At 63.3% G+C, this 25,485-nt stretch carries 21 protein-coding genes and 1 pseudogene; 14 read left to right on the top strand and 8 right to left on the bottom strand.

Translation table 11 applies throughout. The annotated features are described in order from the left end of the window. From E8E78_RS11965 to E8E78_RS11935, 7 genes and pseudogenes are all read right to left on the bottom strand, one after another. Positions 1-437 (bottom strand): annotated as a pseudogene (locus tag E8E78_RS11965) (electron transfer flavoprotein subunit beta/FixA family protein); the annotation flags it as partial. Positions 438-567: 130 nt separating this feature from the next. After that, entirely contained in the window at positions 568-1,893 is a 1,326-nt protein-coding gene (locus tag E8E78_RS11960) for an MFS transporter (RefSeq protein WP_049275584.1), read from the bottom strand. 67 nt (positions 1,894-1,960) lie between these two features. Beyond that, the gene (dmpG, locus tag E8E78_RS11955; RefSeq protein ID WP_049275583.1) at positions 1,961-2,992 is read right to left on the bottom strand and encodes a 4-hydroxy-2-oxovalerate aldolase; all 1,032 of its coding nucleotides are present in this window, start codon (positions 2,990-2,992) and stop codon (positions 1,961-1,963) included. A gap of 10 nt (positions 2,993-3,002) precedes the next feature. Continuing rightward, complete coding sequence (locus E8E78_RS11950) at positions 3,003-3,932, bottom strand: acetaldehyde dehydrogenase (acetylating) (RefSeq protein WP_049275582.1); 930 nt, start codon at positions 3,930-3,932, stop codon at positions 3,003-3,005. A 38-nt stretch (positions 3,933-3,970) separates the two neighbouring features. Next, positions 3,971-4,762: a fumarylacetoacetate hydrolase family protein gene (locus tag E8E78_RS11945; RefSeq protein ID WP_049275581.1), complete on the bottom strand. Its 792-nt coding sequence runs from the start codon at positions 4,760-4,762 to the stop codon at positions 3,971-3,973. A 68-nt stretch (positions 4,763-4,830) separates the two neighbouring features. Beyond that, positions 4,831-5,604, bottom strand: coding sequence for a glucose 1-dehydrogenase (locus tag E8E78_RS11940; RefSeq protein ID WP_049275580.1), 774 nt, complete (start codon positions 5,602-5,604; stop codon positions 4,831-4,833). 42 nt (positions 5,605-5,646) lie between these two features. Beyond that, on the bottom strand, positions 5,647-6,627 hold the full coding sequence (locus E8E78_RS11935) for a flavin reductase (protein ID WP_016499795.1): 981 nt from the start codon (positions 6,625-6,627) through the stop codon (positions 5,647-5,649). A 217-nt stretch (positions 6,628-6,844) separates the two neighbouring features. On the opposite strand from E8E78_RS11935, the gene E8E78_RS11930 reads away from it, so the two are divergent. From E8E78_RS11930 to E8E78_RS11900, 7 genes are all read left to right on the top strand, one after another. Beyond that, positions 6,845-8,281 (top strand): coniferyl aldehyde dehydrogenase, encoded by a 1,437-nt coding sequence (locus E8E78_RS11930; RefSeq protein WP_049275579.1) that lies wholly within the window; start codon positions 6,845-6,847, stop codon positions 8,279-8,281. A 60-nt stretch (positions 8,282-8,341) separates the two neighbouring features. Next, positions 8,342-9,937 (top strand): amidase family protein, encoded by a 1,596-nt coding sequence (locus E8E78_RS11925; RefSeq protein ID WP_084966919.1) that lies wholly within the window; start codon positions 8,342-8,344, stop codon positions 9,935-9,937. A 132-nt stretch (positions 9,938-10,069) separates the two neighbouring features. Further along, positions 10,070-11,257, top strand: a complete 1,188-nt coding sequence (locus E8E78_RS11920; RefSeq protein ID WP_049276222.1) for an acyl-CoA dehydrogenase family protein — start codon at positions 10,070-10,072, stop codon at positions 11,255-11,257. Between the two features lie 90 nt (positions 11,258-11,347). Next, complete coding sequence (locus E8E78_RS11915; protein WP_049276221.1) at positions 11,348-13,057, top strand: FAD-dependent oxidoreductase; 1,710 nt, start codon at positions 11,348-11,350, stop codon at positions 13,055-13,057. Between the two features lie 9 nt (positions 13,058-13,066). Beyond that, a complete protein-coding gene (locus tag E8E78_RS11910; protein WP_084966918.1) occupies positions 13,067-14,761 on the top strand; it encodes an FAD-binding protein in 1,695 nt (564 codons plus the stop codon). Next, entirely contained in the window at positions 14,758-15,786 is a 1,029-nt protein-coding gene (locus E8E78_RS11905; RefSeq protein WP_049276220.1) for a ferredoxin--NADP reductase, read from the top strand. Before E8E78_RS11910 ends, E8E78_RS11905 begins: the two co-directional genes overlap by 4 nt. 21 nt (positions 15,787-15,807) lie before the next feature. Then, positions 15,808-17,442 (top strand): FadD3 family acyl-CoA ligase, encoded by a 1,635-nt coding sequence (locus E8E78_RS11900; RefSeq protein WP_049276219.1) that lies wholly within the window; start codon positions 15,808-15,810, stop codon positions 17,440-17,442. A 111-nt stretch (positions 17,443-17,553) separates the two neighbouring features. Here E8E78_RS11900 and E8E78_RS11895 read toward each other — a convergent pair whose 3' ends face one another. After that, the gene (locus E8E78_RS11895) at positions 17,554-18,339 is read right to left on the bottom strand and encodes an enoyl-CoA hydratase (protein WP_016499787.1); all 786 of its coding nucleotides are present in this window, start codon (positions 18,337-18,339) and stop codon (positions 17,554-17,556) included. A gap of 149 nt (positions 18,340-18,488) precedes the next feature. Between E8E78_RS11895 and E8E78_RS11890 the strand changes: the two genes are divergently transcribed. From E8E78_RS11890 to E8E78_RS11860, 7 genes are read left to right on the top strand one after another with little or no spacing between them, the layout of a single operon-like run. After that, complete coding sequence (locus E8E78_RS11890) at positions 18,489-19,274, top strand: SDR family oxidoreductase (protein WP_049276218.1); 786 nt, start codon at positions 18,489-18,491, stop codon at positions 19,272-19,274. A gap of 56 nt (positions 19,275-19,330) precedes the next feature. Further along, positions 19,331-20,320, top strand: a complete 990-nt coding sequence (locus E8E78_RS11885) for an OB-fold domain-containing protein (RefSeq protein WP_016499785.1) — start codon at positions 19,331-19,333, stop codon at positions 20,318-20,320. 8 nt (positions 20,321-20,328) lie between these two features. After that, positions 20,329-21,462 carry an acyl-CoA dehydrogenase family protein gene (locus E8E78_RS11880; RefSeq protein ID WP_049276217.1) on the top strand — a complete coding sequence of 378 codons (1,134 nt, stop codon included), beginning with the start codon at positions 20,329-20,331 and terminating at the stop codon, positions 21,460-21,462. Then, on the top strand, positions 21,434-21,853 hold the full coding sequence (locus E8E78_RS11875) for a MaoC family dehydratase (RefSeq protein ID WP_016499783.1): 420 nt from the start codon (positions 21,434-21,436) through the stop codon (positions 21,851-21,853). The genes E8E78_RS11880 and E8E78_RS11875 overlap by 29 nt, the downstream gene beginning before the upstream one ends. A 19-nt stretch (positions 21,854-21,872) precedes the next feature. After that, positions 21,873-23,051 carry a lipid-transfer protein gene (locus E8E78_RS11870; RefSeq protein ID WP_049276216.1) on the top strand — a complete coding sequence of 393 codons (1,179 nt, stop codon included), beginning with the start codon at positions 21,873-21,875 and terminating at the stop codon, positions 23,049-23,051. A gap of 10 nt (positions 23,052-23,061) precedes the next feature. Beyond that, complete coding sequence (locus E8E78_RS11865; RefSeq protein ID WP_016486829.1) at positions 23,062-24,231, top strand: acyl-CoA dehydrogenase family protein; 1,170 nt, start codon at positions 23,062-23,064, stop codon at positions 24,229-24,231. A gap of 54 nt (positions 24,232-24,285) precedes the next feature. Then, positions 24,286-25,473 carry an acyl-CoA dehydrogenase family protein gene (locus E8E78_RS11860; protein WP_049276215.1) on the top strand — a complete coding sequence of 396 codons (1,188 nt, stop codon included), beginning with the start codon at positions 24,286-24,288 and terminating at the stop codon, positions 25,471-25,473. Positions 25,474-25,485: the final 12 nt, after the last annotated feature.

Here is a 25,485-nt window from a genome sequence, read left to right as displayed (position 1 = left end):
ACCTTGGAGGCGAAGGTGCCCTGGGCGTAGCCGGTCAGCGCAGCCAACATCTGGCCGGTCTGGTTGTTGTCGCTGTCGATGGCCTGCTTGCCAAGGATGACCAGCTGAGGCTGCTCCTTGTCGACAACGGCTTTCAGCGCCTTGGACACCGCCAGGGAGTTCAGCTCGTCAGCGGCTTCTACCAGGATGGCACGGTCGGCACCCAGGGCCAGGGCGGTACGCAGTTGCTCCTGGGCAGTGGTCGGGCCGACGGAAACGACGACGATCTCGGTCGCAACGCCTTTTTCCTTCAGGCGTACGGCCTCTTCCACGGCGATTTCGCAGAAGGGGTTCATGGACATCTTGACGTTAGCAAGGTCGACGCCGGAGTTGTCCGCCTTGACGCGAACCTTGACGTTGTAGTCGACCACTCGTTTGACGCTTACCAGTATCCTCATAAGCTCTCCAGTCATTGATATTGCGAACGCGGGGCAGCGGGTGTCTGACAATGACGGTAACGTAGGGAATGTGCGGGTGGATCGTCCGTTTCAACTAGTTGATCGGCGATTCTGCGCCAATGTTCAGGTTTCAGGCATAGGCAGAAAGCCGCGAGGGCGCGGCCAGGTGTTGATAGGTCCGCCAGAGCAGCACGATCGGTATGACAATGGTAAGACTGACCAGCAGCAGGGCGTAGCGCAGCGACTCGTCTCCCAGCAATGGCATCAGTACATCGCTCAGTAGCCCGGTTGCCAATGGGCCGATACCGACCCCACACAAGGTCGAGATGATGGTCTGCAGGGCGACGGCGGTAGCCCGGCGGTGGGCGGGCACCAACTGGGTCAACAACGAGAAGCACGGGCCCACCCACCATACCGAGAAAAAGCTGCCCAGCGCGCACCAGAGCATCGCGCTGGGTACCGGAACCGGACCCGCATGCAGCAGGATGTCACGTGGCCAAAGCAGGTAAATGACCAACGCGCAATTGCCGACCACATGGCCGATGAGCGGAATGCCGATTTGCCACTGCTGGCTCCTGATCACCAGGCGGTCAGTCAGCCACCCACTGAACAACGCCCCTAGCCCGGCAAAGGTGCCGCCGACCAGGCCGGCCAGGAGGCCGGCGTAATGCAGGGGCAGGTCATGCGATCGCACCAGGAAGCTGGCATTCCACATGGCAAAGGCGTAGGCGCTGAAGGTGGTGATGCCGCAAGCCAGTACCAGGCAACGGTAGGCCGGTTGTGCCATGAGTGCACGAGCACTGCCCAGCAGGCTTTGAATGGGCGGTGCAGCCTGGCTGGCGTGGCTATGGGGGAGGTCGTAGCGACCACGTACCGGGTCGCGCATCACAAAGGCAAACACCGCGCTGATCAGCAGGGAAGGCAGGGCGACAGCAAAAAAAGCGCTGCGCCAGCCATATTGGTCGACCACCCAGGCGCCGGCACTAAGCGCAACGATGGTCGAGAACGTCGGCGCGGCGGTGTAGCAACTGATGGCAAAAGAGCGCCGGTGCGGTGGGTAGATATCGGCAATGATCGACATCGAGGTGGAGGTGCTTGGTGACTCGAAGACTGCTACTGCCATGCGCGCGATCACCAGCATCGCAAAGCTTGTCGAGAGGCCGCAGGCCACCGTTGCCAGCGCCCACAACGAGCAGGTGATGGCCAGCAGGCGTGTGCGTGACAGGCGATCGGCCAGGCGCCCGGCAGGCAGGCCCAGCAGCACATAGACGGCAGCGAAGGCCAGGCCCGAAACCAGGCCCATGGCGGTGTCGCTGGCACCGAACTCTTGTTTGAGCGGTTCGATCATCACGGCAATGATCTGCCGCCCGACAAAGTTGTCGGCGTACATCATCGCGAGCACAAACAGCAGACCATGGCTGCGCCAGCCGATGGGTTGAGGGTGCGTACTGCTCATGGATGACTCCCGGTCAAACCGCAGAGATGGGCAATGGCCCAAGCTGTGCCTGGGCCGCGTGAAGCGGTCAGGCGCTGGCTTGGCGTTGCCTGGCCAGGGTCATCGCGGTGTCTTCGATCATGTCTTCCTGGCCGCCGACCATGCCGCGCCGGCCCATTTCGACAAGAATTTCCCGCGCCGGGACGCCGTACTTTTTTTCAGCGCGCTTGGCAAACAGCAGGAACGAGCCGTAGACACCGGCATAGCCCATGGTCAGGGCATCGCGATCGCTGCGGATCGGGAAGTCCATGATCGGCACCACCAGGTCCTCGGCAACGTCCTGGATACCAAACACACTCACGCCGGTTTCGATGCCCATGCGGTCGCAGACGGCCACCAGTACTTCCATGGGGGTATTGCCGGCGCCGGCGCCCAAGCCTGCGCAAGCGGCATCGATACGGGTGGCGCCAGCGGCAATGGCCGCGATCGAGTTGGATACGCCCATCGACAGGTTGTGATGGCCATGGAAGCCGATTTCAGTCTCGGGCTTGAGCGCTGCACGCAGCGCCGCGACCCGCGCGCTGACGTCGTGGGGCAGCAGGTAGCCGGCCGAGTCGGTGATGTAGATGCAATTGGCACCGTAGCTCTCCATCAGCTTGCCCTGGGTGGCCAGGCCTTGCGGGCTGTTCATATGGGCCATCATCAGGAACCCGACGCTGTCCATGCCCAGCTTGCGGGCCGCGCCAAGGTGCTGTTCGGACACGTCTGCTTCCGTGCAGTGAGTGGCGACGCGAATCGTGCTGACGCCCAGTTCGTAGGCCATCTGCAGGTGATCGACCGTGCCGATGCCCGGTAGCAGCAGTGCGGAGACCTTGGCGTTTTTCATCAGCGGGATGACCGCCGACAAATACGCCTCGTCGCTGTGCGCCGGAAAACCATAGTTCACCGAACTGCCACCCAGGCCATCGCCATGGGTCACCTCGATCAACGGCACACCGGCGGCGTCGAGGCCACAGGCAATGTCTTTCATTTGCTGCAGGGTGATCTGGTGGCGTTTTGGGTGCATGCCGTCACGCAGGCACATGTCGTGGACGGTGATGGATTTGCCGTGAAGGTCCATGGTGCGCTCCTTAGGCGATGGCAGGTTGTGGGGTGCTGGCACGCAGGGTCAGCTCGCCTTTGAGCATTGCTTCGGCAAACATCTCGGCGGTGCGCGCGGCGGCGGCGGTCATGATGTCGAGGTTGCCGGCATACTTGGGCAGGTAGTCGCCCAGGCCTTCGACTTCCATGAAAATCGATACCCGGTTACCGTCGAACACCGGGCCGTTGACCAGCTTGTAGCCGGGCACATAGCGCTGGACTTGCTTGATCATGTCGGCAATCGCGACGGTGATGGCTGCCTGGTCAGGCTCGGTTTCGGTCAGGCAGTGCACGGTGTCGCGCATGATCAGCGGCGGCTCGGCGGGGTTGACGATAATGATTGCCTTGCCCTTTTTTGCGCCGCCAACCTGTTCCACGGCCGCCGCGGTGGTGCGGGTGAATTCATCGATGTTCTTGCGAGTGCCCGGGCCGACCGATTTCGAGGCCGCCGTGGCAATGATCTCGGCATAGGCCACCGGCTGCACGCTGGACACCGCGGCCACCAGCGGGATGGTGGCCTGGCCGCCACAGGTCACCATGTTGACGTTCATCGCGCCCAGGCCAAGGTTGTGCTTCAGGTTGACCGGTGGCACGCAGTAGGGGCCGATGGCTGTCGGAGTCAGGTCGATCATCAGCACACCCAAGGCATTGAGCTTGCGGCTGTTTTCGGCATGCACATACGCGGAGGTAGCATCGAAGGCGATCTGGATGCCGTCTTCCAGTACATGCGGTAGCAGGCCATCGACGCCCTCGCTGGTGGTTTTCAGGCCCAGCGCGGCGGCGCGGGCCAGGCCTTCGGAGGTGGCGTCGATACCCACCATCCAGACGGGTTCCAGTACTTCACTGCGCTTGAGCTTGTACAGCAGGTCGGTACCGATGTTGCCGGGCCCGATGAGGGCGCATTTTATCTTTTTACTCATGGCATTGTTCTCGATCGGAATAAGGAACGGCCGCAGGCTCAGGGCACGAAGTTCAGGTGCATCTCGCCCATGCCGCTCAGCGACAGGCTGACGAAGTCACCCGGTGCGACCGGTACCAGTGGCGCGAGGGCGCCGGACAGAATGATTTCGCCCTTGCGAAACGGGATGCCCAGTCGGCCCAGGGTGTTGGCCAGCCAAGCCACGGCGGCGCAAGGGTGGCCTTGCACCGCCGAGCCCAGGCCGCTGCCCACCGGCAGGCCGTTCTTGAACAGGTGCAACTGGACCTCGGCCAGGTCCAGTTCACGCGGATCGACGCGCTGCTGGCCCAGGGCGAAAACACCGCATGAAGCGTTGTCGGCAACGGTGTCCTGAATGCGGATTTGCCAGTTCTCGATACGCGAGTCGACAATTTCGAAGCACGGCATAACCCACTCGCTGGCCGCCAGCACATCGTTGGCGCTGATATCGGTACCTTGCAGGTCTTCGCCCAGTACAAAGGCAATCTCGCCTTCGGCCCGTGGCTGCACCAGATGGTGGGCAGCAAAGCTGATGTCGCTGCCATCGGCAACCTGCATACGGTCGGTTAGAAAACCAAAATCGGGCTGATGCACATCGAGCATTTCTTGCACGGCGCGGCTGGTCACCCCGATTTTCTTGCCGATCACTTGCTCACCCACCGCTTCGCGACGCGCCAGAAATCGCCGGGAGATCTGGTAGGCGTCGTCAAGGCTGATGGCCGGGTAACGTTGGGTCAGCGGGGGCAGGCTCTGGCGTGCGTTCAGGGCATGGAACAGCTCGTCGCCCAGTGTTTCAATCAGTTGCGCATCCATAGGGAGGTCGCTCTGTGGCAAGTGGATAACAGGCCGGGCCAGCTGCAGGCACGCCCGGTAAAAAGGCCTCAACCCGGCCAGACACTGGAATCGGCGCCGCCATCGACATCGATGATCTTGCCGGTGACCCAGGCCGAGGCGGGGCTTGCCAGGTAAAGGGCCGCGGCGGCGATGTCCTCTGGTTGACCCAGGCATTTGAGCGGGGTGTTGCTTTCCATCGTTTTGCGCATGGCATCGGGCATGACCCCGGCCAGGGCGTCGGTCAGGATTGGCCCTGGCGCCACCGCATTGACCCGGATCTGCGGCGCAAACTCTTGTGCCAGCAGGCGCGTCAAGTGAGTCAGGGCAGCCTTGGCGGTGCCATAGGCGCTGAAATGGCGCTGGGCATAACGGGCGGCGACCGAGGTAATGTTGATGATGTTGCCGCCCCCGGCGTCGCGCATCAGGGGAACGCAGAGCTGTGAAAGGGCATAGGCGGCGCTGACGTTGAAGCTCAACACCTGCTCGAAGTCTTGCGGGCTCATCTTCAGCGGGTCATTGGGGCCGCCGCCCCCGGCATTGTTGACCAGATGGGTGATGCGCCCCAGCTGTTCGGCGGCGTTGGCGACCAAGGCGCAGCGCTGTTCGCTGTCGGTGACATCGCAGCTCAGGGCCAGGGCGCGCCGCCCTCGGCTGCGTACCTCTTCGGCGACGGCCTCGACATCTGCCAGCGAACGGGCGCTGCAGATCACATCTGCGCCAGCATCGGCGTAGGCCAAGGCAATGGCGCGACCGATGCCGCGGCCGCTGCCGGTGACAATGGCGACACTGCCAGTGAGGTTGAAGCGTTGCAGAATGCTCATGGCTGTCCTTGTTGTTCTAATGGTTCAGGGAAGTCACAGTGCTTAGCGCGGCGCCCACAGGTCCGGCAAGCCCGGGTCGGAGGTGGCGATCAGGCGCTTGAGCAACACCTTGAGTGCCTGGCTGTCACCGGCGCCGAGACGGGCAGCGATATCCTCCTCGACGGCTTTGGCCAGGGCCACCTCCTGCAAGGAAGCCTCCCGCCCGTCTGCTGTGAGTACATAGCGGACCTGCTCATTATCAAGCTCACGGGCGACCAGGTTCTGGCGTTCCAGGAAGCGCATGCTGGTGGCGCTGACCACATGGCCGGTGTAGCCGACGAAGGCGTTGATCTCGTCCAGGGTCAGGTTGTCCCGAATGCACAGGGTGGAGAGGATGAAGAACGCGTGTTCATCGAGCTGCTGGTTCTTCAGCAGACGGCGCAGTGCAAACAGCATCTGGTAGTGCGAGCGCCCGAGCAGGTAGCCGAGCAAGTCTTCGGTATAACTGCACTCGGGCGGTGGCGGGGTGGTTGCCAGGCGCAGCTCGTTGCGCGGTTTGCGCATTGCCAGGGCGTACTGGCCACTCTGGAAGGCCAGCGGCGCGCGATCGCTATGGTCGAAGGCGAGCACCTCGCCGACGAAGATGACATGGTCGCCGCCCTCATACTGGAAGGCCGTACGGCATTGGAAGCGCGCCGTACAGTCTTGCAGCAGCGGTGCCTCGCTGATGCCGGTGTCGAGCTGGATCTCGGAGAACTTGTCTTCCCCTTGACGTGCAAAACGGCCGGACAGGGTTTCCTGCTCCGTCGACAAAACGTGCACGTTCCAGTGGCGACCACCGCTGAACACCGGCAGACTGCGGGCGTTCTTGGACAGACTCCAGAGCACCAGAGGTGGGTTGAGCGAGACCGAGTTGAAGCTGTTGGCGGTGATGCCAACCGGCGAGCCGTCTTCGGCCTGGGTAGTGATGATGGTCACTCCCGTGGTAAAGGTGCCGAGCGCGGCGCGAAACGCTTGAGGGTCGAAACAGGCGGGCGTTGCCATGATGGGCCTCATGGAATGAGTGTGCGTGCTGGCAGTATTCCCAGCGTCACGGGGCTTAGCATCGTCTCAACGGACTAACGTTTTTGGCTCGATCGTCCACTTGGACGAGGCGGTCTCCGGGGTCTGGGGCTAGTTTGCGGGGCAGGGCGTCGTGCAACGACGGCCATGGTGGGCACAGAGGCGACATGCTGGCCCTTGTTCAGTTGAGGAGGCACCAATGAGTTGTGCAAATTCTTCCGTCGACACGCTGTCGGCCTTGCTGCGTGAACAAAAGGCTGCATTCAACGCTCAAGGGGCTGTCACTGCCGTTGCCCGCCGCGCGCGGATCCAGCGGGTGATCGACATGCTGGTGGCGCACCACGAAGCGCTGGCCGAGGCGATGGACGCCGACTTTGGCGGCCGCCCTCAGGGTTTTTCGTTGATGAATGATGTGCTGGGTTCGCTGGGATCGCTCAAGCACGCGCGCGACCACCTCGAAGGATGGATGCAGGATGAGCCGCGGCCCGTCTTCAGCCCTTACGATCAGCTGGGCGCCGAGGCCTGGGTGATGTATCAGCCCAAGGGTACGGTGGGCATTCTGGGCACTTGGAACGCCCCCCTGTATACCTTGCTCAGCCCCCTGGCTTCGGCGTTGGCGGCGGGTAACCGGGCGATCCTCAAGCCTTCAGAGGTGGTGCCACGCACTGCTGCGCTGGTGGCGAAGCTGTTTGCCGAGGCGTTCGATCCGCTCGAAGTGGCTGTGGTCACCGGTGGCGCCGACCTGGCCCAGGCCTTCACCGCACAGCCGTTCGACCACCTGGTGTTTACCGGCAGTACCGCGGTGGCCAGGTCTGTGATGCGTAACGCGGCCGAGCACCTGGTGCCGTTGACGCTGGAACTGGGCGGAAAGTCGCCGGTCATCGTCGCCCGCAGCGCCGACCTGGGCACCGCAGCGTTTCGTATTGCGCTTTCCAAGACCACCAACAGTGGCCAGGTCTGCATCAACCCGGACCTGGTCTACGTGCCACGCGAGCAGCTGGAAACCTTTCTTGAGGCCTTTGCCAGCGCTTACCGCCAGTTCATCCCTGAGGTGAGCGACAACCCGGACGTGGTTGCGGTGGTCAATGCCCAACACCTGTCCCGTGTTGAAAACCTCGTTCAGCAGGCGCTTCAAGCCGGTGCCCGGGTAGTGAGCCTACCCTACGCGCAAGCGGCTGATGAGCAAAACCGCCGCCGACCGCTGCAACTGGTGATCGACCCGCCCCAAGGCAGCCTGATTCTGCATGAAGAAATCTTCGGCCCGGCAATGGTGGTTCTGCCTTTTGATGAGGTTGACCAGGTCATCGCCCAGATCAACGCCCGCCCGCGGCCTTTGGCCCTTTACTACTTTGGCAGCGACGCCAGGGAGCAGCGCCAGGTGCTGGAGCACACATTGTCCGGCGGTGTCACCCTCAACGATGTGATGATGCATGCCGCCTTGCATGATGCCCCGTTCGGTGGGGTTGGCGGGTCAGGCATGGGCCACTACCACGGTCGCGAAGGCTTTATCGAGTTCAGCCACCTGCGCACAGTACTCAAGGCGCCCGAACATGATCCGCGCGGTGAATGGGGCCTGCTACCGCCTTACAGCGAACACTTCCTGGCCGCGATGAAAGCGCAGATCACCCCGGACTGATCGGGGAAACCGGCGCGCTGAGCGAATCGAACAGACACAATAAAAAACGGAATTCTGCACATGGAAAAAAACGCATTGCCACTGGCCGACACGCTTGCCCCAGCGGATGCCGACGCCGCTGACGGATGGCCGCGCCGGCAGGTGCTCAAGGCCGGCGCGGTGGCGCTGGGCGTCGGGCTACTGGGGCGCTTTGCCGATGCCCGGGCCGCAGGCGGCTTGTCGGCCAGCGATTACCTGGGCCTGGATGCCTGGGCCATGGCCAAGGGCTTGCAGGCCGGCCACTTCAGTGCCGAGGACTTGCTCGGCGCAGCATTCGCCCGTTGTGACCTGGTGAACCCGAAGATCAATGCAGTCAACATGCGCCATGACGATTATGCCCGCGCGTTGCTGGCGGCCAGGCAGAAGGCCGGCACCCTGGCCCAGGGCTCGCTGGCGGGCGTGCCGATCCTGCTCAAGGACCTCAACACCTACTTGCAGGGCACGACCACCAGCAACGGCAGCCGGCTGTTCAAGGACGCGCCACCGTCGAGCATTACCAGCACCTTGATCCGCCGTTATGAAGCCGCCGGGGCAGTGCCTTTCGGTAAAGCCACCAGCCCGGAGTTCGGCCTGACCACCACCACCGAGTCGTTGGCATGGGGGCAGACCCGCAACCCCTGGAATCTGGCGTTGAGCTCGGGTGGTTCGTCCGGTGGTTCCGCTGCGGCGGTGGCCGCCGGTATCGTCCCGGTCGCCCATGCCACCGACGGTGGCGGCTCGATCCGGATCCCGGCGTCCTACTGTGGGCTGGTCGGCCTCAAACCGACACGCTACCGCACGCCCAGCGGGCCGGCACGCCTGGAAGGCTCGTTTGGCGCCAGTGTCGCCAACATGGTCTCGCACAGCGTGCGCGATACCGCGTTGTTTCTTGATGCCGGTCAGGGTCACGAACCAGGGAGCCCGTACTGGAGCTCACCGCTGGTACGTCCCTACGTTGAGGAGCTGGGCCGTGACCCGGGCCGTTTACGGGTTGCACTGGTGCGCGAATCGCTGACAGGGGCACCGCTGGACCCGGCGATTGCCAAGGTTCTGGATGACACCATCAAGCAACTGCTGGGCCTTGGCCACGAGGTGGAAGAACTGCGCTTGCCAATTCAGGCCCAGCAGCTGTTCGGCGCCCACGGCGTAGCTATCGGCAACTCGTTGCTGGTCACGGTTAACGACCGGGAGAAAGCCCTGGGCCGCGCGTTAGGGCCGCAGGACCTGGAAAGCATCACCTTTGGTGTGCTGGAGCGCGCAGCGAAGGCCACAGGTGAGGGCGTAGTCCGTGCCCGGCATGCGTTTGAAGACATCAGCATGGCCATGGAACAGCAGTTCGAGCGCTTTGATGTGATCCTCTCACCTGTCACCGCCAGCCTGACACCGGCCTTGGGCGAGCTCTCGCTCAACCAGCCTTACGAAAGTTACGCCCGCAAGGCCATGGGCAGTGCCGCATTCACCGTGCTGGCCAACGTCAGCGGCCAGCCGGCAATTTCCTTGCCGTTGGGCATGAGTGACAGCGGCCTGCCAGTAGGCATGATGTTCACCGCTCGCCTGGGCGGGGAAGACGTGCTGCTGCGCCTGGCCTCGCAACTGGAGCAGGACCGCCCGTGGGCCGCCAGGCGCGCCGCGATCTGAACCTGAAAAGGCGCCAGGGACGGCGCCGTGCTGTGTTTCCCTAGTCCGCTTTGACGATGAATATTCGCCTGCTGCATTCGATCATCAACCAAGACTCGCGCAACCGCGCAACGAGATTGGGAGAACGAACGGATGGACAGCATGCGAGTAAGAACGCCGGAAGAAATCGAACTGCTTGAACATGCCCGGCGCCTGGTGCCGGTGCTCAAAAGCCGCACCGCGCGCGCTGACCGCGAGTTCCGGGTACCTGACGAAACCATCTTCGAATTGCAACAGGCCGGCTTGTTGCGGGCCTTGCAACCACGTGCGTTTGGCGGCTACGAGGTCGATCCGCGGACGTTTTTCGAAATCCAGATGATCCTCGCCGAGGGCTGCATGTCCACAGCGTGGATTTATGGCGTGATGGGCGTACACCCCTGGCAGCTGGCGCGTTACCCGATCGAGGCCCAGCGCGATGTATGGGGCCAGGATCATACCACCCTGATCTCGTCCACCTACATGCCCGTGGCCAAGGTAACCGTGGTTGAAGGCGGTTATCGCATCAGTGGTCGCTGGGGCTTTTCCAGCGGCAGCGAACACTGCCAATGGTGTTTCCTTGGTGGTGTGCTGCCCGCCGATGGCGACCGTGCAGCAGAGCACGGCACCTTCCTGATCCCGCGCAGCGACTACCGTATCGAGCACAACTGGGACGTGCTGGGCCTGCGCGGCACCGGCAGTCACGACATTGTGGTCGAAGATGCCTTCGTGCCGGCACACCGCGTGCAACGCACCAATAACTGCACGCTGGAGGCGACGCCAGGACGCCTGGTGAACACCAATCCGATTTATGCCATTCCTTTCGCCCAGGTGTTCACGCGCGCTGTGTCCTCATCGGCCATCGGTGCCTTGCAGGGGGCGATCAACGAATTTCGTGCCAATGCCGCTGCGCACATCGGCAAGCACGGCATGAAAACCGCCGATGACCCGGTGGCGCAAACCACCGTTGCCGAGGCGACGATCATCGTCGACAGCCTGAGGCTGGTGCTGGAGCGCAACTACGCGCACCTGATGGCGCTGGCTGAAGCGGGTGAGTACCCGGACGTGGAAACCCGCCTGCTGTACCGCTACCAATCCTCCTATGTGACCAATATCTGCGCCGAGAAGGTCAACGAACTGCTGCGCTGCATGGCCGCTTCCGGGCTGTACAACACCAACCCAGTGGCGCGCCTGTTCCGCGACCTGCACCAGGCACGTGGGCATATCGCCAACAACTACATGGCCTTCAGCCGCAGCCTTGGCGCCGTGCAACTGGGCCTGCCCAACCCTGATCCTTACGTATGAGCCGTGCCCGGGCCTGGCTGCAGGCCCGGGTATGCGCACCCCTGGCCGGCACGCCGGGATATTTCCGATCACAGCCAAGGCACAACAACAATGACAGCTAAAGCTCAGCCTGTTTCACACTACGACGTGATCGTCGTCGGCTCCGGCGCCGGTGCGATGACCTCGGCGCTGTTTGCTTCCGAGCAGGGTCTATCGGTACTGGTTGTCGAGAAAAGCGACAAGTTCGGCGGTACGTCGGCGATCTCCGGCGGCGGCATCTGGATTCCCAATAACCACTACTTTGCCGCCAAAGGCGGTGGCGACAGTGTGGAGCTGGCACTGCAGTACCTCAAAGCTGCCACCGGTGAGCATGGCGATGACAAGCGCTTGCGTGCCTACGTCAAGCACGCGCCGCAGATGATCCGGGCCCTGGTGGACAACAGCCATGTGCGCTACGCCGTGGCGGCGAAGTACCCCGACTACTATCCGCAACTGCCAGGCTCGCTGGCCGGTGGGCGCACCCTGGACCCGGAACTGTTCGATACCAGCCTGCTCGGTGATGAACTGGCCAACCTGCGCACACCGTCACCCTCGACACTGCTGATGGGGCGCATCGCCTGGACCGCACGGCATGCGCACAAGGCCATGTCGCGCTCCTTTGGCTGGCGCCTGCTGATTCTCGGCCTGATGCTGCGCTATAAGCTCGACTTCAAATGGCGCCGCAAAAGCCGGCGCGACCGCCGCGCCGCCTTAGGCAGTGCGCTGGTCGCCTCGTTGCGCCGTTCGCTGATGGACCGCAACATTCCACTGTGGTTGAACACCGACTTCCAGAACCTGATCACCGACAACGGCCGGGTCATTGGCATGCAGGTTTGTCGTGACGGGCAGACGCTGCAGCTGCATGCCCGCCATGCGGTGATCTTCGGCTCCGGGGGGTTTGAACAGAACCAGACGTTGCGCGAACGCTATCTACCGCAGCCGACCCTGCGTGACTGGAGCGCCACGCCACCGGGCAACAACACCGGTGCTGCGTTGCAAGCCGGTATCGAACTGGGTGCAGCGACCGCCCTGATGGATTGGGCCTGGTGGGCGCCGACCATTACCGTGCCCGGCGAAGACAAACCCCGTGGGGTATTTGCCGAGCGGGCGTTCCCTGGTGCCATCGTGGTCAACAGCCTGGGCCGGCGCTTTGTCAATGAGGCTGCGCCGTACCTGGAATTTGTCGACGCCATGTACCGCGATAACCAGCACACCGGCGGCAAGTCGATCCCATCCTGGGTGATCTTCGATGGCCATTTTCGCTTCAACTACGCCATGGGGCCGTTGATGCCGGCCCAGGTCATGCCCGACAGCCGACTGCGCAAGGAATGGCTCAATACCTTGTATTTCAAGGCCGACAGCCTGGCGGCGCTGGCGGCGCAGATTGGCGTCGACCGCGCAGGGCTCGAGCAGACCGTGCAGAAGATGAACGCCTACGCCCGCAGCGGCGTCGATGCCGACTTCGGCCGTGGCGGCAACGTTTTCGACCGTTACTACGGCGACAGCAACGTCAAACCCAACCCGTGCCTGGCGCCCCTGAGCAAGGGGCCGTACTACGCGATGCGCCTGGACGCCGGCGATATCGGCACCAAAGGTGGGCTATTGACCAACGAACACGCCCAGGTTGTGAGCCAGGACGGCGAGGTCATTCCTGGCCTGTATGCCATTGGCAACTGCTCGGCGTCGGTCATGGGCACCAGCTATCCCGGTGCGGGCGGCACCCTGGGGCCGGCCATGACGTTCGGCTATATCGCAGCCCATCACATTGCTGCCAATCGTTGAGGAGTTGCCATGCCAGCCGCTGTCAAATCGACATGTACCGATATCCAGCCGGCGTTGCAGGTGGCTGATGCCGACGCCATGCTCTGGGATGACCACTGTGATGTGCTGGTGATCGGCTGGGGGGCAGCCGGCGCCTGCGCTGCCCTTGAGGCACGCGCCCAGGGCGCTGACGTGCTGGTCGCCGACCGTTTTACCGGCGGCGGTGCCAGCGCCAAGAGCGGTGGCGTAGTGTATGCCGGCGGTGGCACCCGCCAGCAGCAGGCCGCAGGCTTTAGCGACACGCCCGAGGCGATGTTCGCCTATCTCAAGCACGAAACCCAGGGTGTCGTCGCCGATACCACGTTGCGGCGTTTTTGCCAGGACAGTGCCACCAACCTGGCCTGGCTCGAGGGCCATGGCGTGCCTTATGCCCACAGTATGCCGCCCGGCGGCAAAACCTCGTATCCAGCCGATGGCCAGTTTCTGTATTACTCCGGCAATGAGCTGGTGCCGTCGCACCGTAGCGAGTTGCCGCCTGCCCCGCGTGGCCATCGCACGGTAGGCAAGGGCCAATGTGGTGCGGTGCTGTACGCGCACCTGAAGGCTGCTTGCCTGCGCAACGGTGTGCGGCCGCAAGTTCAATCCGCTGCGCGGCGTCTGGTGAGCGATCACACGGGCAGGGTTGTCGGCGTGGAACTGTGGTGCCTGCCGGCCGGAAGTGCCCAGGCGCGGTTACATGCCAAGTTGGCTGCGCGTGCCGAACGGCTGCAGAACTTTGCCCCACGCTACTGCGATACCTTGCGCAAACGCGTGCGCCAGCTGGAACTCGACTTTGCCCGGCCGCGGCTGGTGCGCGCCCGGCGTGGTGTAGTGCTGAGCACCGGTGGCTTCATCTTCAACCGCGAGATGGTCAGCGAGCATGCCCCCAAGTTTCGCCGCAACTTCAAAGTCGGCGCGACTGGCTGCGATGGCAGTGGCGTACGCCTGGGCGTGAGTGTCGGTGGGGTCAGCGACCGATTGCATCGGGTGTCGGCCTGGCGGTTTATCAACCCACCGTTGTGCTGGCCCAAGGGCATTGTGGTCAACACCCTCGGGCAGCGCTTCGTCAACGAAGAAGTCTATGGCGCCACCTTGGGCCAGCCCCTGTGTGAAGAGCAGGGCGGCAAGGCCTGGCTGGTGCTGGACGCACGCCTGCGCAAGCAATCGATCAAGCAAGCGCTGTTCGACGGTTACTGGTGGTTCCAGAGCTTGCCGGCATTGCTGCTGATGCTTCGCGGTGTGCGAAAGGGCCAGAGCATCGAGCAGTTGGCCCAGGCCACGGGCATGCGTGCTGATGTATTGCGCAGCGCATTGCACGCCTACAACGCAGCCGCCCGGGGGGACGCCGAGGATGCCTTCGGCAAGTCGCAAAGCAGCCGTCAGGTACTCGATCAGGGCCCTTACTATGCCTGTGACATTTCTGTCAGCAACCCGCTGTTCCCCCTCGGGGCGTTGACCCTCGGCGGCCTCAAGGTCAATGAAGACAGCGGCGCGGTGCTGGGCCCTCAAGGCCTGCCGATACCCGGTTTGTACGCCGCCGGCCGTACCGCCATCGGCATTCCTTGCCACTTGTACGTCAGCGGCCTGTCGCTGGCCGATTGTGTGTTTTCCGGGCGACGTGCCGGGAGGTCGTTGACCGCGGCCACGGCTGACGTCGAAATCGAACCCAGCGAGCAATTGATATGAGCCTGGATTACCTGTCAGTACGTGTAACCCGCGTGATTGAAGAGACCGCCGACAGCCGCTCCCTGGAGTTCGAGCTGCCAGAAGCGCTTGCCGAGCGCCTGCGCTATCGACCTGGGCAGTTTCTGACCCTGCGTGTGCCTCACCAGGGGGGTTGGTTGCCGCGCTGTTACTCTCTGTCGAGCACGCCACTGCTCGATGAGCCATTGCGGGTCACGATCAAACGGGTGCGCGACGGACGCGCGTCGAACTGGCTCTGTGACGCCGTGCAGGCGGGCGATACCTTGCAGGTGCTGGCGCCGGCCGGGGTGTTTGTGCCGCGCCAGCTGGACACCGATCTGCTGCTGTTCGGCGGCGGCAGTGGCATCACCCCGGTGCTGTCCATCCTGCGCTCGGCGCTGTTGGCGGGCACTGGGCGCATTCTGCTGATCTACGCCAACCGGGACGAAGCGTCGGTGATATTCCGTGACTCGCTCAAGGCCCTGGCCAGCGCGCACCCACAGCGCCTGCAAGTGATCCACTGGCTCGACTCGGTGCAGGGCATTGCGTCGGTGAGCCAGTTGGCCGAGCTGGCGCGCCCGTTCGTCAGTGCCGAGGCGTTCATCTGCGGTCCTGGACCGTTCATGGATGCTGCCGTCGCTGCCTTGCAGGCGTTAGGCATGCCGAGTGCGCAGGTCCATGTCGAGCGGTTTGTCTCGCTGCCCGAAGAGGGCGAAGTCGCAGTACCGGCTGCCGTCGATACCCGCCACCCGAGCAGCCAGCTTTCGGTGCGCCTGGACGGTGAAGAGTTCGAGGTGCCCTGCGCCGAAGGCGAAACCCTGCTCAACGCCATGCGCCGGGCCGGCCTGAACCCGCCAAGTTCTTGTCTGGTCGGCTCCTGTGCCACCTGCATGTGCACGGTTGAACGGGGTGAGGTGCAGATGTTGCGCAACGATGCCCTTGACCAGCAGGAGATAGACCAGGGCTGGACACTGGCTTGCCAGTCCCTGGCCCGCAGCGAGCACCTGCGGGTGCTCTTTCCCGAATAACCCGATGGCGAGTTTGTCACTATGACTGCATGTTCAGCATTACCGGGCAGCGTCCATGCCTGGAACTTGTTGCCTTTATCGATTCCTGCCTTGTTGTTCGCCAGTGCCGAACGCTTTGCCGGTCGGGCAGCGATCGAGGAAGACGGCAGTGTCACTGATTACCGGGATTTGCCGGGGTTGGCACTGGGTGTCTGCCGCAGCCTGATGGCACTGGGGATCGAGGCGGGCGACCGCGTGGCGATCTGGGCACCCAATTGCCGCGACTGGGTGATCGCCGCCTTGGGCGTGCATTGCGCGGGGGCTGTGCTGGTACCGATCAATACCCGCATGAAGGGCGCCGAGGCGGCCGATATCCTGGCGCGCAGCCAGGCGCGGGTGCTGTTGACGCAAGGGGTATTTCTGGGGCTGGACTACCCGGCCATGCTGGCGCCGCTACGTCCGGCCAGCCTGGAACAGCTGGTGGTGTTCGGTACACAGCCGCCGCAGTTGGCCAGCGACCTGGATTGGGCCGGTTTTCTCGCCAGGGGCGAGTCTGTCAGTGAGCTGCAAGCCCGCCAGCGTGCGGTGGCGGTTGGCCCGCGGGACTTGTCAGACTTGCTGTTTACCTCCGGCACCACCGGCAAACCCAAGGGTGTCATGAGTGCCCATGGGCAGAACCTGCGGGCGTACAACGAATATGTGCGGGTCATTGGCCTGCAGCCGGGTGATCGTTACCTGATAATCAACCCGTTTTTTCATGCCTTTGGCTACAAGGCCGGATGGCTGACCTGCCTGCTGGCTGGCGCGACTATCCTGCCGCATGCGGTGTTCGATGCCGAAGCTGTATTCCAGCGTATCGCCGCGGAGCGCATCAGCGTGCTGCCAGGGCCACCCACGCTGTACTTGTCGATGCTGGCCCACCCGCGCCTGGCCCAGACTGATTTGTCCAGCTTGCGCATCGCTGTGACCGGTTCCTCGACGATCCCGCCGGTGTTGATCGAGCGCATGCGTCGCGAGCTGGGGGTAGATGTGGTGACCACCGCCTATGGCCTGACTGAGTGTGGCGGCCTGGCGACCATCTGCAACCCGGATGACCCCGCCGACATTGTTGCCGGCACCAGTGGCCGGGCCATCGATGGCACCGAGGTGTGCATTCGTTCGGCAGATAACCAACCGGTCGCCACGGGCGTGTCGGGGGAGATCTGCCTGCGCGGTTTTCATGTGATGCGGGGTTATTTCAATGACCCGCAAGCGACGGCGCAGGCCATTGATGCCGAGGGTTGGCTACACACGGGCGATATTGGCAATCTGGATGTGCATGGCAACCTGCAGATTACCGACCGCCTCAAGGATATGTTCATTGTCGGTGGCTTCAACTGCTATCCGGCAGAGATAGAGGCTGGTTTGATCGAGCATCCGGCCATCGCGCAGGTAGCGGTGATCGGGGTTGCGGATGAGCGCATGGGGGAGGTGGGGTGTGCCTGCGTGGTATTGCGTGCAGGCCAGCAGCTGGATGAGCCGTCTCTGATCGCCTGGGCCAGAGAGCGGATGGCCAACTACAAAGTGCCGCGACAGGTTCACTTCTTTGAATCATTGCCGGTGAATGCCTCGAACAAGGTGGTCAAACCAGAGCTGCGTCAGGCGGTTCTGCAGGCTGAGGGCGGGCGGGCCTCGTGATGAGGCCCTCATTGAACTGCAGTGATATCGTGTAGCACCGCAGCAGCGAGGGGGCCCGAAGTTCAGCGTAGGGCCCCTGAAGCGTTCATTGGCGCTGGGCCGGCACCTCTATCAATGGCCTTCAAAGCGGGCAGGCCGCTTATCAATGAACGCCTGCATGCCTTCCTTCTGGTCACGTGAGGCAAACAACAACGCATTGGCCTTGCGCTCCAGGGCCAAACCCGCTTCCAGGGGCGCATCCATCCCCGCAAGAATCACTTCCTTGATCTGCTCGGCAGCCAACGGCGGCATTGCCGCAACCACCTGCGCCAACTTCAAGCCGTGAGCGAGCACCTGATCATCGGCCACCACCTCACTGACCAGCCCTGAAATCCAGGCCTCCTCAGCCGTGATCGGCTGACCGGTCAGCGCCATCCGCATCGCCTTGGCTTTGCCGACCGCCCTCACCAAACGCTGGGTGCCGCCAATCCCGGGCATGATCCCGATCTTGATCTCCGGCTGGCAGAAGCGTGCACTCTGCCCGGCAACAATGATATCGGCGAGCATCGCCAGCTCGCAGCCACCGCCATAGGCATAACCGCATACCGCCGCGATCACAGGTTTGGGGCAGTGCTGGATCGGCGCCCAGACCCGCTCGGTGTGGCGCTGATAGATATCAATCGGGCCCACACCGGCCAGGCTGTTGATATCGCCCCCGGCGGCGAACACCTTGTCGCCACCGGTCAGCAGAATGCAGCGCACATCAGCATTGCTCCCCAGCTCGATGAAGTAGTGCGACAGCAGCGCCTGCAGCTCCAGGCTCAGGGCATTGGTGGCGTGCGGGCGGTTGAGCCGCACCAGGGCAACCCCTGGGGCCGGGTATTCCAGCAGCACCGGCGCGGTAAGTGAATCGGACATGATCAACCTCTGGCAGTAGGCACCGCAGAGCGGGCGCCATTGCGCGGATTGTTGCCAGCGCCACGCCACGCTTCATCGTCCGTTCAGACGACGTGGCCGAGCAGTTTTGCCCCTAGAGTGGCCCTCAACACAAGCATGAGGAGCGTGCCATGAGTGGTCACTCGGGGCTGGATTACAACGGCAAGGTGGTACTGGTCACCGGCGGAACCAAAGGCATTGGCGCTGGCATTGCCCGCAGCTTTCTGGCTGCCGGGGCCAAGGTGATCGTGTGTGGGCGCAACCTGCCCGAGCAATTGCCGAGCGTTGCTCAGGGCCAGGCGGACTTCATCGCCGCCGATGTGCGCGACCAGGCCTCCTTGCAAGGCCTGTTTGACAGCATCCGCAGCGACTACGGCCGCCTCGATGTGCTGGTCAACAACGCCGGTGGCAGCCCCTCGGCCGACGCCGCTAGCGCCTCGCCGCGTTTTCATGAGGGGATTATCCGCCTCAACCTGATTGCGCCGCTCAATGTCGCCCAGCAAGCCAACCTGCTGATGCAGGCCCAGGCCGACGGCGGTTGCATCGTGTTTATTGGCAGCATCAGCGGCCTGCGTGCCTCGCCAGGCACGGCAGCGTACGGCGCGGCCAAGGCCGGCGTGTTGGCCCTGGTGCAGTCGCTGGCAGCGGAGTGGGCGCCAAAGGTGCGGGTGGTGGCGATAAGCCCAGGCCTGGTGCGCACCGAGCTTGCCCATCTGCACTATGGCGACAAGCAAGGTATCGCTGCGGTCAGCGCCGGTATCCCGGCCGGGCGCATGGCGGTGCCCGAGGACATCGGCAACGCCTGCCTCTATATCGCTTCACCGCTGGCCACTTACGCCAGCGGTTGCAACCTGTTGCTGCATGGCGGTGGTGAACGCCCGGCTTATCTCGGTGCGGCGCAGGCTACCCCGCACTGATCGACCCACGTCGGCGTTGCGTTGCGGGCGCCGCTTTGAACACGCAGGAGACGAACTTGGCTGATCCAGAATTGCTATCCAAAGTGCGCGCCCTGGTTGGGCGCCAATACGGCCGTGTAAACGCCTGGGACGAGGTCAACGCGCCAATGATTCGCCAGTGGTGCGAAGTCATCGGCCTTGAGAACCCGCTCTACACCGACCCTGTGGCAGCTGCCAACAGCAGCAATGACGGCATCATTGCGCCGCCACCCATGCTGCAGATCTGGTGCATGGAAGGCTTTCACATCAATAACTACGCACCAGGCTCGACCACCGAAAACCCCTATGAAGTGCTCGGTGTGATCGAAAGCTATGGCTACCCGTCGGTGGTAGCGGTGAACTCTGAGCTGACCTTCGAGCGCAACCTGCGCCTGGGCGAAAAGCTCTACTACACCACGCGCCTGGACTCGGTCGGCGAGGAAAAGACCACCGGCCTTGGCACTGGCTTTTTTGTCACCCTGGTCATGAGCTACTTCTCGCAGCAGGCCACGGGCGACGAAAAAGTCGGCGAGCTGTTGTTCCGGGTGTTCAAGTTCCGCCCGGCCAACGCGCACAAGGTCCAGGCGCAGCCCCAGGCCGTGGCCGAGCCGGCGCAGGCGCAGGCGCAGGCGAAGCGTCCGGCGCCCGGCGTCAGCGATGACACGCGGTTTTTCTGGGACGGCTGCAAGGAAGGCAAGCTGTTGATCCAGCGCTGTACGCAGTGCCGCACATTGCGCCATCCGCCGGCACCGGTGTGCATCGAGTGCCATTGCTTCGACTGGGATACCCAGCAGGCCAGCGGCAAGGGCCGGTTGTACTCCTTCGTAGTGATGCACTACCCGCAGGTGGCACCGTTCGATCATCCCAACCCGATCGGTCTGATCGAACTGGATGAGGGAGTACGCCTGATCGCCGGCCTGGTTGGCGTCAAACGTGAAGACATCAGCATTGGCCAGCGTGTGGAGGTCGAGTTTCAGACCTTCGACGACGACCTGGCGCTGCCGATGTTCCGTCCATCGGCACAGTAGGGGGCACCATGGATTTTGAACTCAGCGAAGAGCAGCGTGCCATTGCCGAAATGGCGGGCAGCCTGATGAGCGACTACTGCACCGACGAGCGCCTGCGTGACTGGGACCTCTGCGGGCAAGCCTATATGCAAGACCTGTGGCACAGCTGCGTACAAACCGGCCTGCATGCCCTGGCTATCCCCGAAGCTGCTGGTGGCAGCGGGCTGGGCATGACCGAGCTGGTGCAGATCCTCGATGCCCAAGGCGGTGCCCTGGCGCAAGTGCCGTTGTGGCGTCACCAATTGGCCGCGACCACCCTCGCCGAGTTCGGCGACAAGGCCCTGGCACCATGGGTGGAACAGGCTGTGGCGGGCTCAGGCTTGCTGACTCTGAGCCTCGATGGCCTGAACACGGTGCGCGGCATCGAGCTCGAGGCCAGCGCCGAAGAGGGCGGGTGGCGCCTCGATGGCCGGGTTGCGGCACTCGCCTTGGCCGAGCAGTCGGTGGCAGCGCTGGTACTGGCCCGGGTGATGGGGCAGCCACGGCTGGTCCTGGTGGACCTGAGCCAGTCGGGCATCAGCCGTGTAGCGGGGGTCATGACCCACGGCGAAGCCATTGCCGACCTGGACTTGCGCGGCGTCACCCTGAGCAATCAGCAAGTGCTGCCCGCCGCGGCCCTGGATTGGCTGGCACCGCGTGCAATTGCCTCCCTGGCGGCCTTGCAGCTGGGCGTCAGCGCCGAGCAGGTGCACCGGACCGTGGCCTACGTCAGTGAGCGTCAACAGTTCGGCCGCTGCATCGGCAGTTTCCAGGCCGTGCAAATGAGCATGGCTGACACCCATGTGCACCTGGAGGTGTTGCGCAGTGCCCTGTGGCAATTGTGCTACCGCCTCGACGCCGGTCTGCCGGCCCCTTCGCAAGCCTTGGCCACCGCGTACCTGGCGTGCGAGGCCGGGCACCGCATTGGCCACACCGCACAGCATGTGCATGGTGGCATCGGCGTCGACCTGACGTACCCGATCCATCGCTTTCTCTATTGGAGCCGCGCCCTGAGCTGCGCATTGGGAGGGTCGTCGATGATCCTGGAGCGTCTGGGCGACTGGTTGAGCGATAACACTACCTTGGGATGGAAATATGACCTCGATGAACACCAAGCGCTTTGAAGACGTGCGCCCTGGCGAGCAACTGCCCGAGCTGACGATCCCGATCACGGTTGGCCTGATTGCCGGTGGGGCGATAGCCACCCGCGACTACTTTCCCGGTCACCATGACCTGGACGCGGCGCGCGAGCTGGGTTCGCCTCATATCTTCATGAACATCCTGACCACCAACGGCCTGGTGCAACGCTTCATCGAGCAGTGGAGCGGCCCGCAGGTGCAGTTCCGTACGCTGAAAATAAAACTGGGCGCGCCAAACTACCCCGGCGACAGCATGACCTTCAGCGGCGAAGTGACCCATCAGGATGCCGCTACGCGCAGCCTGGAAGTGACCCTCAAGGGCAAAAACTCCATGGGCAATCACGTGACCGGCACGGTCGCGCTGGTTCTGCCTTGATCCGCGGGAGACAACACAGATGACGAATTCGTCGATTTCCGGGCGCGCCGCCATTGCAGGGCTGGGCGCGACCGAGTTTTCCAAGAATTCCGGGCGCACCGAACTGCGCCTGGCCATGGAAGCGACCCTGGCAGCGCTCGAGGACGCCGGAATTGACCCTGGCGAAGTGGATGGTTTCAGTTCCTATTCGGTCGATAAGGTACCGGAGTACGAAATTGCCCGCCTGCTGGGCTGCAAAGACGTCAAGTTCTTCTCCCAGGTGCCCCACGGTGGCGGCGCCGCCTGCGGGCCGGTGATGCATGCGGCGATGGCGGTGGCCACCGGGGTGGCCAAGGTGGTGGTGGTCTATCGGGCGATGAACGAACGCTCCTGGTACCGCTTCGGTACCGGCAGCTATGGCTTTGCCTCGACGCCGACCTTCGAGAACGTGAACTACGGCTGGTACATGCCGCACGGCTTTCACACCCCGGCGGCCTGGGTCGGCATGTTTGCCCAGCGCTACATGCACACCTACGGTGCTACCTCCGAGGACTTTGGCCGGGTGGCGGTGGCAGTGCGCGATTTTGCCGCCACCAACCCCCAGGCATTTTTCTACGGCAAGCCCATCACCCTTGAAGAACACCAGGCCTCGCGCTGGATCTGCGAGCCGTTGCACCTGCTGGACTGTTGCCAGGAGTCCGATGGCGCGGTGGCCATGGTGATCACCTCGGCCGAGCGGGCCAGAGACCTCAAGCAAAAGCCTGTGATCATCAAGGCCGGCTCCCAGGGCATCAGCGCCGGGCAACAAGTGATGACCTCCTACTACCGCGACGACATTACCGGGCTGCCGGAAATGGGTGTGGTCGCCAAAGAGCTTTACAGCCAGTCGGGCCTGGGCCCGGAGGCGTTGCAGACTGCCGTGATCTACGACCACTTCACGCCATTCGTACTGCCGCAACTGGAAGAATTCGGCTTTGCAAGGCGCGGTGAGGCCAAGGAATTCATCCGTGCCGGGCACCACGCCCGTGGCGGCAAACTGCCAATCAATACCCACGGCGGGCAGTTGGGCGAAGCCTACATCCACGGCATGAACGGCATCGCCGAAGCCGTGCGGCAGGTTCGGGGTACGGCGGCCAACCAGGTGGACAGTGTCGAAAACGTGTTGGTGACCGCCGGAACCGGCGTGCCCACCAGCGGCCTGATTCTCGGCGCGGTATAAGGAGCGTCCCATGTTCGTCGATCTCACCCCCGAACAGCATGCCCTGAGGCTTAAGGTGCGGGACTATTTCCAGAACCTGATGACCCCCGAGCTTCGCCAGCAGATGCGCGGCACCGAAGGCGGCGAGCTGTTTCGCCGCACCATCGCCCAGATCGGCCGTGACGGCTGGCTGGCGGTTGGCTGGCCGAAGGCCTATGGCGGCCAGGGTTACGCGGCCACCGAGCAATTGATCTTCTTCGAAGAAGCCAACATTGCTGGCGCACCGCTGCCGTTCGTGACCATCAGCACCGTTGGCCCGGCCCTCATGGCCCACGGCTCGGCGCTGCAAAAAGAAAAATTCCTGCCCGGTATCGCCGCCGGCGAGATCAACTTTGCCATCGGCTATTCCGAAGCCAGTGCCGGCAGCGACCTGGCCGTGCTGAAAACCACCGCGCGCGAAGACGCCGACGGCTTTTTGGTCAACGGCAGCAAACTGTGGACCTCGGGCGCCGACTCGGCGGACTACATCTGGCTGGCGGCACGTACTGATCCTGAGCAGGCACGGCACAAGGGCATCTCGATCCTGATTCTCGATACCCAGGCCGAAGGCTTCTCCAGTACGCTGATTCCAACCTCCGGCAACCCCACGGCCGCCACGTATTACGATAACGTGCGGGTGCCGAGGGATATGCTGGTGGGCGAACTGCACGGTGGCTGGAAACTCATCACCGCACAGCTCAACCACGAGCGCCTGGGCCTGGGTGCCTGGTCGGACAAGGTCGTCAGCCTGTTCAGCCGGGTGTACCTGTGGGCACGTTGTGCCGATGAGCAAGGCCAGCGTGCTACCGACCACGCCTGGGTGCGCCGCGATCTGGCCGAGTGTTATGCCCGGCTCGAAGCCATGCGCCTGATCAACTTCCGTATTGCCGCCGACCTTGAGCGGGACCGCGTCGATGTCGCGCTGGCCTCGACCACCAAGGTCTACGGCTCGGAATCGGCGATCGAGATCCTGCGCAAGCTGTCGGCCATCGTCGGTGCCAGCGGCTTGACGCGGGCGGGCTCTGCGGCGGCTTATCTGCTCGGCGAGCTGGAGTATGAAGTGCGCGCCTCGGTTAACCTGACCTTCGGCGGTGGTACCAATGAAATCCAGCGCGAGTTGATTGCCCAGTTCGGCCTGGGCATGCCGCGCACGCAACGCTGAGTCACCGTTGTACCCTTCAAGCGAATAACAATAACGTCCCTTTCAGGTGAACGAATGAGCGCAATCGAGCAGTTCAGGCAAGCGACGCGCCAATGGCTGGAGGCCAATTGCCCGCCATCGCTGCGCACGCCCACCCCCGACGGCGAAATCGTCTGGGGTGGCCGTCAAGTAGACTTTCCCAGCGAAGACGCCCGGCTCTGGTTCGAGCGTATGCGTGACAAAGGCTGGTTCTGCCCGCAATGGCCCAGCGAATACGGCGGTGGCGGGTTGAGCGCCGAGTACAACGCGGTGCTGGAAAGCGAGCTGCGCCGGCTAAAGTGTCGCCCGGCGCAGATCAACCTGGGCATCTGGATGCTCGGCCCGGTGCTGCTGGAGTTCGGTAGCGAAGCGCAGAAGCAGGCGCTGCTGCCACCGATGTGTCGCGGCGAAGTGCGCTGGTGCCAGGGCTTCTCCGAGCCCAATGCCGGTTCCGACCTTGCCAGCCTGAAAACCTCGGCGGTGGCCGATGGCGATGACTTCGTGATCAACGGCACCAAGATCTGGACCTCCTATGGCGACAAGTCCGACTGGATGTACGCCCTGGTGCGCACTGATCCGAAGGCGCCCAAGCATCAGGGGATCAGCCTGATCGTGCTCGACATGAAAAGCCCCGGGGTGAGTGTTTCACCGATTGACCTGATCAGCGGCAAATCGGCTTTTTGCCAAGTGTTCTTCGATAACGTGCGTGTTCCGCAGAGCCAGTTGATCGGGCCGCTCAACGGTGGCTGGAACCTGGGCAAGAGCCTGCTGCAGCACGAGCGCAAGGCCATGTCCAAGTTCGGCGAGTTCAGCCTGCCCACGCACTTTCACCTGCTGCCGTTGATCGAACGCTACCTGCCCGACAGCCAGGCGCCTGCCGACCAGGCCCTGCGTGCTCGGGCCCAGGGCTGCGCGATGAATGAACATGCCTACAACCTCACCGTGCAGCGCATGGGCGAGGAGGCCCGGGCTGGCCTGGATATCAGCGCGATCATGGCCATCATGAAACTGGTGCACACCGAGCAGGAGCGCGACAAGTTCGAGATTCTCCTCGATGCCCTTGGCTACCGCGCGCTGGGCGTTGAAGGCGAGCCGTTCAGCGGCCAGGAACTGGCGATTACCCGAGGCTGGCTCAACAGCTATGCCCTGACCATTTCCGGCGGTTCGTCGGAGGTGCAGTTGAATGTCATCGCCAAGCGGGTCTTGAACCTGCCCAGTGCTTGAGGGGAGTTTGAA

This window comes from Pseudomonas sp. BN505, from assembly GCF_029873175.1.
GTDB lineage: Bacteria > Pseudomonadota > Gammaproteobacteria > Pseudomonadales > Pseudomonadaceae > Aquipseudomonas > Aquipseudomonas putida.
This window is presented reverse-complemented; position numbering and strand designations above follow the sequence as displayed.